General features: G+C 68.6%; 7 protein-coding genes. 6 read left to right on the top strand and 1 reads right to left on the bottom strand.

Going from position 1 to position 9,282, the window contains the following annotated elements; all coding sequences use genetic code 11:
* From K9U40_RS13975 to rpoN, 3 genes are all read left to right on the top strand, one after another.
* Positions 1–681, top strand: a 681-nt coding sequence (locus K9U40_RS13975) for an LptA/OstA family protein (protein WP_349239434.1), incomplete at its 5' end; no start/stop codon positions are given.
* A 242-nt stretch (positions 682–923) separates the two neighbouring features.
* Positions 924–1,877, top strand: coding sequence for an LPS export ABC transporter ATP-binding protein (lptB, locus tag K9U40_RS13970; protein ID WP_282890782.1), 954 nt, complete (start codon positions 924–926; stop codon positions 1,875–1,877).
* Between the two features lie 40 nt (positions 1,878–1,917).
* On the top strand, positions 1,918–3,480 hold the full coding sequence (gene rpoN, locus K9U40_RS13965) for an RNA polymerase factor sigma-54 (RefSeq protein ID WP_282890781.1): 1,563 nt from the start codon (positions 1,918–1,920) through the stop codon (positions 3,478–3,480).
* Positions 3,481–3,664: 184 nt separating this feature from the next.
* Here rpoN and K9U40_RS13960 read toward each other — a convergent pair whose 3' ends face one another.
* The gene (locus K9U40_RS13960) at positions 3,665–4,093 is read right to left on the bottom strand and encodes an organic hydroperoxide resistance protein (RefSeq protein WP_282890780.1); all 429 of its coding nucleotides are present in this window, start codon (positions 4,091–4,093) and stop codon (positions 3,665–3,667) included.
* A gap of 229 nt (positions 4,094–4,322) precedes the next feature.
* Here K9U40_RS13960 and K9U40_RS13955 point away from each other — a divergent pair, with 229 nt between their 5' ends.
* The 3 genes from K9U40_RS13955 (at position 4,323) to K9U40_RS13945 (ending at position 9,131) form a co-directional block, all read left to right on the top strand.
* Positions 4,323–4,754, top strand: a complete 432-nt coding sequence (locus K9U40_RS13955) for a MarR family winged helix-turn-helix transcriptional regulator (protein ID WP_282890783.1) — start codon at positions 4,323–4,325, stop codon at positions 4,752–4,754.
* Positions 4,755–4,832: 78 nt separating this feature from the next.
* Positions 4,833–5,513: an alpha/beta hydrolase gene (locus K9U40_RS13950; RefSeq protein ID WP_282890779.1), complete on the top strand. Its 681-nt coding sequence runs from the start codon at positions 4,833–4,835 to the stop codon at positions 5,511–5,513.
* Between the two features lie 117 nt (positions 5,514–5,630).
* The gene (locus K9U40_RS13945) at positions 5,631–9,131 is read left to right on the top strand and encodes a PAS domain-containing hybrid sensor histidine kinase/response regulator (protein ID WP_282890778.1); all 3,501 of its coding nucleotides are present in this window, start codon (positions 5,631–5,633) and stop codon (positions 9,129–9,131) included.
* Positions 9,132–9,282 lie beyond the last annotated feature (151 nt).

Here is a 9,282-nt window from a genome sequence, read left to right as displayed (position 1 = left end):
CCCATGATCCGCCAGCCCCAGGACCGAACCAGCCCCGCCCTCCGCGTGCGGCGCCTCGCCCGGGTCGTGGTCGCCGCGATGCTCCTCGCGGCGCCAGGCGGCGCTGTTCTGGGGATTGCGGCATCCACCGGCGCGAGCGCGCAGACGTCCAACGTGCCCAACGCATTGCAGGGCTTCGCCCGCAACCGCGACCAGCCGGTGCGCATCAACGCGGATTCGCTGGAGGTGCGCGACAAGGACAAGGTCGCGGTGTTCTCCGGCAACGTGCTGGTGACCCAGGGCGACACCACGCTCCGCTCCAGGGACCTCATGGTCTATTACGAAGGCTCCGTAGCCCAGCAGACCGGCGGCGAGCAGGCGTCGGGTGTGGACCCCTCCCAGAAGGGCCAGATCCGCAAGCTGGAAGCGGTGGGTGGCGTGGTGGTGAAGACCAAGGAGCAGACCGCCAGCGGCGATAGCGGCGTCTTCGAGATGAAGACCAACACCGTGACCCTCGTGGGCAAGCCGGTGATCCTCACCCAGGGCCCCAACGTGATCCGCGGCCAGAAGCTGGTGGTGGACCTGATCTCCGGCGTGTCGAAATTCGAGGGTGGACGGGTGGAAAGCCTCATCGTCCCCGGCAGCCTGAAGCAGGAGACCGTGCCCAGGCCGGACCAGGGCGGGCAGGCGCCGCGCCGCTGATGGAATCGAACGCGCGTCTTCGTCGAAACCCGCCGGCAGGCGATGAAGGCACGCCGCGCATGGCCGCCGTGCGCCGGAAGATCATTTCCTGAAATCAGGAGCTTAGCTTCACCTCTCGCCCGCCTCCCCGCCGTCCCGGCGGGGCGGGGCGGCGATCGGCCCGCATTTTGCATGGAAACGTTGCATCCCCGGCGTGGACGTTCTAAACCTTCCAATCTGGGGGCCGGGGTGCGGAGGTCGCGTTGAACGTCCTGTCCATATTCGGCAAGTCGAAGAACGGGTCCGGCGCCGGTCGCCGGAACGCAAACACCACGCCTCCCGACGCGCGCGAGTGGGACGAGGACGACCCGCGCAACGCCCCCGCAGACGCTCCCATGTATGACGATTCCGGCTGGGACACGGAGCCGGACGACCGTTACCGCGCCCTTGATGGCCGCGCCGCCGACGGCCGCGATCTCCAGCCCTTCGATTCCACCAGCGCGCTCGCCGCCTTCGGCCTCGCCAAGTCCTATGGCGGGCGCAAGGTGGTGCGGGACGTGAGCCTGAATGTCCGCCGCGGCGAGGCGGTGGGCCTGCTCGGCCCCAACGGTGCCGGCAAGACCACCTGCTTCTACATGGTGACCGGCCTCGTGAAGGCCGACCATGGCCGCATCGAGCTCGATGGCCACGACATCACCCCCATGCCCATGTATCGCCGCGCCCGGCTCGGCATCGGCTACCTGCCGCAGGAGGCCTCCATCTTCCGGGGCCTCTCGGTGGAGGACAACATCATGGGCGTGCTCGAGGTGACCGAGCCCAACCGCGCCCGCCGCCGGGAGGAGACCGACGCCCTCCTTGAGGAATTCAAGATCACCCACGTGCGCAAGTCGCCGTCCATCGCGCTGTCGGGCGGCGAGCGGCGGCGCCTCGAGATCGCCCGCGCGCTGGCGAGCCAGCCGTCCTTCATGCTGCTGGACGAGCCCTTCGCCGGCATCGACCCCATCGCGGTGGGCGATATCCAGGCGCTGGTGCGGCACCTCACCTCCCGCGGCATCGGCGTGCTTATCACCGACCACAATGTGCGCGAGACGCTGGGGCTGATCGACCGCGCCTACATCATCCATTCCGGCGCGGTGCTGATGGAGGGGGATCCCGAATCCATCGTCTCCAGCCCCGAGGTGCGGCGCCTCTATCTGGGCGAGGAGTTCCGGCTATGAGCGCCGCCTCCCGCGCAGGTCTCCGGCGGAGGCTCCCGCCATGGTGCTGAGCCCCAAGCTGGAATTCCGCCAGAGCCAATCCCTGGTGATGACGCCGCAGCTGATGCAGGCCATCAAGCTGCTGCAGCTCTCCAACATGGAGCTTGTCGCCTACGTGGAGGCGGAGCTGGAGCGCAATCCGCTGCTGGAGCGGATCACCGAGGGCGAAGGCGCAGCCGACGCCGCCAGCGGCGAGACCCCCTCGGAAACCGCGGCGCGGGACGACGCCCCCGCGCCCGAGCGCGAGGCGGCCGTCTCCGGCGACTGGATGGAAGGCGACATGGAGCCGAGCCGCGCGGCCATGGAAACGCGCCTCGACACCGATCTCGGCAATGTCTTCCCCGACGACGCCCCCGCGGACCGCGGCGCGACCGGCGGCGGCTCCACCGGCCAGAGCCCCTCCACGGGCGAATGGGGCGGCGGAGAGCGGGGCGACGACTACAATCCGGAAGCCTTCCTCACCGCCGAAACGACGCTGGCCGACCATCTGGAGGCGCAGCTTTCGGTGGCGGTAAGCGATCCGGCGCGACGGCTCATCGGCGTCCATATCATCGGCCTCATCGACGAGACCGGCTATTTCACCGGCGACCTCGACCAGCTGGCCGAGCAGCTCGGCGTGCCGCGCGCCGAGGTCGAGGCGGTGCTGAAGCTGATCCAGACCTTCGAGCCCTCCGGGGTGGGTGCGCGCAACCTCGCCGAATGCCTCGCCATCCAGCTCAAGGAACGCGACCGGTTCGACCCCGCCATGCAGGCGCTGGTGGCGAACCTGGAGCTGCTCGCCCGGCATGATCGCAATGCGCTCAAGCGCATCTGCGCCGTAGATGCCGAGGATCTCGCGGACATGATCGGCGAGATCCGCCGGCTCGATCCAAAGCCCGGCCTCGCCTTCGGCTCCGGCGTGGTGCATCCGCTGGTTCCGGACGTCTATGTGCGCCCCGGCACCGATGGCACCTGGCTGGTGGAGCTGAATTCCGAGACCCTGCCGCGGGTGCTGGTGAACCAGACCTATCACGCCACAGTGGTCAAGCATGCCCGCTCCCAGGAAGAGAAGAGCTTCCTCGCCGACTGCCTGCAGAGCGCCAGCTGGCTGACGCGCTCCCTCGACCAGCGGGCCCGCACCATCCTGAAGGTGGCGAGCGAGATCGTGCGCCAGCAGGACGCCTTCCTGCTGCACGGCGTGCGCTATCTGCGCCCCCTGAACCTGCGCACGGTGGCGGATGCCATCGGCATGCACGAATCCACCGTCTCGCGGGTGACATCCAACAAATACATTTCCACACCGCGCGGGGTCGTGGAGATGAAATTCTTCTTCTCCTCGGCCATCTCCGCCTCGGGCGGCGGCGAGGCCCACTCGGCCGAGGCGGTGCGCCACCGCATCAAGCTGCTCATCGAGGCCGAAAGCGCGGACGACGTGCTCTCCGACGACACTTTGGTGCAGAAGCTGAAGGAAGAGGGCATCGACATCGCCCGGCGCACGGTGGCAAAATACCGGGAGGGCATGAACATCCCCTCCTCGGTCCAGCGCCGCCGCGAGAAAATGGCCCTGCGCAGCGAGGCGAGCTGAGGGGACGGGACCCGCCGGAACCCCGCCCGGACCGCCCCCCGTTTTCCGGCCCAGCGACGGCGCTGCCGGAGCACCGAGCCGGAATCCAGCGGAAGCGTATGCGCAGCAGGCCATATCAATGGTCTGACATGAGAGCCGCAAGCGCCTGTGCCCCGGCCGTCGGCCGGGGCACAGGCCCGCCGTCTCAGACGAGGCTGAGCTTCACGTCGATATTGTTGCGGGTGGCGTTGGAATAGGGGCACACCTGATGCGCCTTGGCGATCAGCGCCTCGCCCGCCTCGCGGTCCACGCCCGGCAGCGACACCTCAAGCGCGATCTCCAGGCCGAAGCCGCCTTCCGAGCGCGGGCCGATGCCCACGGTGGAGGTGACGGAGGCGTCGGCGGGCACCTTCGCGCTGCCGCCCTGGGAGGCCACGAACTTCATGGCGCCGAGGAAGCAGGCCGCATAGCCGGTGGCGAACAGCTGCTCGGGATTGACGCCATCCCCGCCAGCGCCGCCCAGTTCCTTGGGGGTGGAGAGCTTCACGTCCACCGCCCCGTCGAGGGTGGCGGAATGGCCATCACGGCCACCGGTGGCGCGGGCGGAGGTGCTGTAGAGAACGTTCACGGGCATCGGACTGCTCCTTGCGAGATGTCGTGGCGATATTTAGTCGACACGATTAATTCGTGTACGATCTTTCTAACCAGACAGGCCACCGATGTCAAGCGATTGCGATTATATCGTGTACGAATTATATTCCGGCCAGTGACCTAAGGTCGTTGCCATGCCCCACGACACCGCCAAGCCAACTGCCGCGCCGACCGAGAACCCGCTCCCGACCGACGTGCCCGCCCCTGCGCTGATGCCCGTGGACGACCTGCTGTGCTTCTCCTTCTATGCGGCAAGCCACGCCTTCACCCGCGTGTACAAGCCGCTGCTCGACGCCATCGGCCTGACCTATCCGCAATATCTGGTCATGGTCGCGCTGTGGGAGAAGGACGACCAGACGGTGGGCGGCATCGGCGACAAGCTGGGATTGGAATCCAGCACCCTCACTCCGTTGCTGAAGCGGCTGGAGGCCTTGGGCCTCCTGTCCCGCAGCCGCGATCCGGCGGACGAGCGGGTGGTGCGAGTGCGCCTTTCCGACCAGGGGGAAGCGCTGCGGGCACAGGCGCGGAAGATCCCCGAATGCATCCTCAAAGCCACCGGCCTTGATCTGGCCGATGCGGTGCGACTCCAGAAGGAAGTCTCCGCCTTGCGCGACGCATTGGAGAAGGCCGCGGGAAAGTCCTGACTTCAGCGCCGACTTTCGGCTTCATCTGGCCTTCTGCATACGGTAGACCAGATGCAAAGAAGCTCATCAGGGCCCGTCATGCTGGATTCCAATCTCGTCGGCCACATCGCCTTCACACCCACACCGCCACACCTGCCGCCGCTCCCACCCGGCCGCCACGATCTCGGCATCGCGGCCGGGCGGGACACGGTCCTGGTGGTGCCGGAGGGCCTTGCCCTCGGCGCGCCGGTGCCGCTGATGGTGCTGTTCCACGGCGGCGGCGGCAGCGCGGCGAAGATCCTGCCCATGATGGAAGCCCATGCGGCGCGCCATCGCTTCCTGCTGCTGGTGCCCCAATCGACCTTTCCCACCTGGGACATCGTCATCGCCGGCAACGGGCCGGATCGCGAGCGCCTGGAAACCGCCCTTGCCGCCGTGGCCACGCGCTTTGCCGTCGATCCCGGCCGCATCGCCTTCGCCGGCCATTCGGACGGCGGCAGCTATGCCCTGTCCCTCGGCCTCACCAACGGGCATTTCGTGACCCACGTCATCGCCTCGTCCGCCGGCTTCATGTCGGTGCACCGCCAGCAGGGGGCGCCGCGCGTCTTCATCTCCCACGGGGTCCATGACGAGCAGATCCCCATCGAGCGCAGCGCGCGGGTGCACGCCACTCTGCTCAAGGACGCCGGCTACGACGTGACCAGCATGGAATATAACGGCCCCCATGCCTGGCAGCCGCCGGTGGTGGCGCTGGCGGTGGATTTCTTCCTGGCGCGGTAGCGCAGGGCCGATCCCCGGGAAACCCCGCGCTGGACAAGGCCGGCGGCGAATGATGAGTTGGCCCCAATGAAAACAAGACAACGGGCAGGCTTCTGATCGGGCCGCCGGACGGGAGACATGCTTCGGGCCTCGGTCGTCATCTTCGCAGCTCTGGCCTATATCGGCTTCCTGTTCGCCATCGCGAGCTATGGCGACCGGCTGCGGCCGAAGGCGGCGCGGCGCGCCCCGCGGCCCATGATCTACTCCCTGTCGCTGGCGGTCTATTGCACCTCCTGGACCTTCTTCGGCTCGGTGGGGCTCGCCACCACCCAGGGCTTTGACTTCCTCACCATCTATCTCGGCCCCATCATCCTGATGACCGTGGGCGCCCCCGTCTTCCTGCGGGTCGTGCGCCTCGCCAAGGCCAACAACATCACCTCCATCGCCGACTTCATCGCGGCGCGCTACGGTAAGAACCAGGGCATCGCGGCGCTGGTGGCGCTGGTCGCCATCGTCGGCGCCATCCCCTACATCTCGCTGCAGCTGAAGGCGGTCTCGGCCTCCCTCGTGGCCATGCTCGGCCATTTCGCCGGGGAGCACGGGCGCGGCACGGTGGTGGGCGACCTCGCTTTGTTCGTGGCCTGCGCCATGGCCGCCTTCGCCATCCTGTTCGGCACCCGCCACACCGACGCCACCGAGCACCAGGACGGCCTGATGCTCGCCATCGCCACCGAATCCCTGGTGAAGCTCGCGGCCTTCCTCGCCGTGGGCATCGTCGTCACCTTCCTGATCTTCGACGGGCCCATGGAGCTGTGGTACGCGGCGCGCGAGGCCGGCGTCACCGCGCCGTTCGAGCACGGCTTCCCGCTCGGCAACTGGCTGACCATGATGGTGCTGTCCGGCGGCGCCTTCATCCTGTTGCCGCGGCAGTTCCACGTGGCGGTGGTGGAGAACAAGGGCGAAGCGGAGATCCGCCGGGCGCGCTGGCTGTTCCCGCTCTACCTCGTGCTCATCAACCTGTTCGTGGTGCCGCTGGCGCTGGCCGGCATGACCCTGTTCCCGCTCCAGATGGTGGACAGCGACGTCTATGTGCTGGCGGTGCCGCTGGCCGCCGGCTTCGACAGCATCGCGCTCCTCGCCTTCGTGGGCGGGCTCTCGGCGGCAACCGCCATGGTGATCGTGGAATCGGTGGCCATCGCCATCATGGTCTCCAACGACCTCGTCATGCCGCTGCTGCTGCGCCATCGCGCCGCCAAGGCGGACGGCGGCCCGCGCGACGACATGACCAGCCTGCTCCTGATGGTGCGGCGGGTGGCCATCTTCGTCATCGTGCTGGCCGCGTATCTCTATCACCGCATCACCGGCGACGCGCAGCTGGCCCAGATCGGCCTCCTGTCCTTCGCCGCCATCGCCCAGGTGGGCCCGGCCTTCGCGGCCGGCATCCTCTGGCAGCGGGCGACCGCCACCGGCGCCATCGCCGCCATCCTCACCGGCGGCGCCCTGTGGGCCTATACCCTGCTGCTGCCGAGCCTGGCCGAGGCAGGCCTCATCTCCTCCGCCATCGTGCAGAACGGCCCGTTCGGGCTCTGGCTGCTGAAGCCCACCGCGCTGCTCGGCCTCTCCGCCAGCCCGCTGGCCCATGGGGTGGCGTGGAGCCTCGGCATCAACACGCTGGTGCTGGTGGTGGTGTCCTTCCTCACCCAGCCGAGCCAGATCGAGCGGGTGCAGGCCCGCCTGTTCGCGGGCGGCGCGGACCGCGGGCAGATGCGGCCGGCCTTCCTGCGCTGGCGCTCGTCGGTGACGCTCGGCGAGGTGATGGCGACGGTGGAGCGCTATCTCGGCGCCGAGCGGGCCCGCGCCGCCTTCGAGAACTATGCCCGCCAGCACGGCTTCATCCTCGACCCCCACCGGGAGGCGGACGCCGGCATGGTGCGCTATGCCGAGCACCTGCTCGCCTCGGCGGTGGGCGCGGCCTCCTCGCGCATCGTGCTGTCGCTGCTTTTGCGCAAGCGCACCGTCTCCACCAAGGCGGCCCTGAAGCTGCTCGACGACGCCTCCGCCGCCATCCAGTACAATCGCGAGCTGCTGCAGAGCGCCATCGACCATGTGCGCCAGGGCATCGCCGTGTTCGACCGCGACCTGCGCCTCGTGTGCTGGAACCGCCAGTTCGGCCAGATGCTGGACCTGCCGGCCGAATGCTACGCGGTGGGTGTGCCGCTCACCGACATCCTCGCCTCCGCCCCCGCCGACGACGAGGTGCAGGGCGTCGGCGCGCGCATCGCCCGTTATGCCCATCCCAGCCCCGATTTCTCCGAGCGGCTGCACCAGCGCGGCGCGGTGATCGAGGCGCGCTCCGATCCCATGCCCGACGGCGGCATCGCCGTCACCTTCACCGACATTACCGCTTCCGTGGAGGCGGCCCTGGCGCTGGAGCGGGCCAACGAGACCCTGGAACGGCGCGTGCGGGAGCGCACCGAGGAGCTGGAGCGCCTGAACCAGGCCCTGGAGAAGGCCAAGGGCGAGGCGGAGGAGGCCAACGTCTCCAAGACGCGCTTCCTCGCCGCCGCGAGCCACGACATCCTCCAGCCGCTCAATGCCGCCCGGCTCTACGTGACCTCCATGGTGGAGCGCGCCAGGGGGGCGGAGGAGGAACGCCTCGCCGGCAACGTGGACGCCTCGCTGGAATCGGTGGAGGAGATCCTCTCAGCCCTGCTCGACATCTCCCGTCTCGACTCGGGCGTGATGCGGCCCGAAGTCGCCCCCTTCCGCATCGCCGACGTGCTGAAGCCGCTGGAGATGGAGTTCGCCCCGCTGGCGCGGGAGAAGAACCTCAAGCTCACCTTCGTGCCCTGCTCCCTCGCCGTGCGCTCGGACCGGCGGCTGCTCAGGCGCCTGTTGCAGAACCTCATTTCCAACGCGGTGAAATACACCCCGCGCGGGCGCATCCTGGTGGGCTGCCGCCGGCATGCCGGCAAGGTGCGGGTGGAGGTGCACGACACCGGGGTCGGCATCCCGCGCTCCAAGCACAAGGTGGTGTTCCAGGAATTCCAGCGGCTCGACCAGGGGGCCAAGGTGGCGCGCGGGCTCGGCCTCGGCCTGTCCATCGTGGAGCGCATCGCCCGCGTGCTGGAGCACAAGGTGAACGTCACCTCCCAGCCCAACAAGGGCTCCACCTTCAGCGTGGACCTGCCCATCGCCGTGTCCATGCCGGAGGAGCCGCAGGCCACCCCCGCCCCCGCCCGCCGCGGCGCGCCCCTGGACGGGCTCACCATCCTCGCCATCGACAACGAGCCGGCCATCCTCGAAGGCATGGAAATGCTGCTCACCGGCTGGGGCTGCGAGGTCATCGCCGCCCCCAGCGCCGCCGGTGCGCTGGAGGCCGTGCGGCTGAGGCGCAAGAAGCCGGATGTGGTGCTGGTGGACTATCACCTCGATGGCGGCCACGGCATTGATGCGATCATGTCGCTGAGGTGGAAACTGGGGAAACTGCCGGCCGTGCTCATCACCGCCGACCGCAGCAAGGCGGTGCGCGAGCAGGCCCGCGACGCGGACATGGAAATCCTCAACAAGCCGTTGAAGCCGGCGGCTCTGCGCGCCCTCCTCGCCCATTGGCGGCTCGCCCGCCCGGCCGCCGAATAGCGTCTCGGCCCACCTTGGGCGCGGCCATTTTGCAACAGGCCCGGACCATGCGGATTAAGCCCACGTTCATCCGCATGAACGCCCAATAAACGCCGCCTTCAGCCAGCGTTATGTGGCCGTGCCATAGAAGCACGCCCTCGATGCATGGAAG

The sequence above is a fragment of the Xanthobacter autotrophicus genome (assembly GCF_030015065.1).
Lineage (GTDB): Bacteria > Pseudomonadota > Alphaproteobacteria > Rhizobiales > Xanthobacteraceae > Xanthobacter > Xanthobacter autotrophicus_D.
Note: the sequence above shows the minus strand (reverse complement) of the source record. Positions and strands in the feature narration are given on the sequence as shown.

What these genes read in the sequence shown, in the direction of transcription:
- rpoN (WP_282890781.1), top strand. Translation starts at nt 1,918, where the DNA reads ATGGTGCTGAGCCCCAAGCTGGAATTCCGCCAGAGCCAATCCCTGGTG.
- K9U40_RS13960 (WP_282890780.1), bottom strand. Translation starts at nt 4,093, where the DNA reads ATGCCCGTGAACGTTCTCTACAGCACCTCCGCCCGCGCCACCGGTGGC.
- K9U40_RS13950 (WP_282890779.1), top strand. Translation starts at nt 4,833, where the DNA reads ATGCTGGATTCCAATCTCGTCGGCCACATCGCCTTCACACCCACACCG.
- K9U40_RS13945 (WP_282890778.1), top strand. Translation starts at nt 5,631, where the DNA reads ATGCTTCGGGCCTCGGTCGTCATCTTCGCAGCTCTGGCCTATATCGGC.
- K9U40_RS13955 (WP_282890783.1), top strand. Translation starts at nt 4,323, where the DNA reads ATGCCCGTGGACGACCTGCTGTGCTTCTCCTTCTATGCGGCAAGCCAC.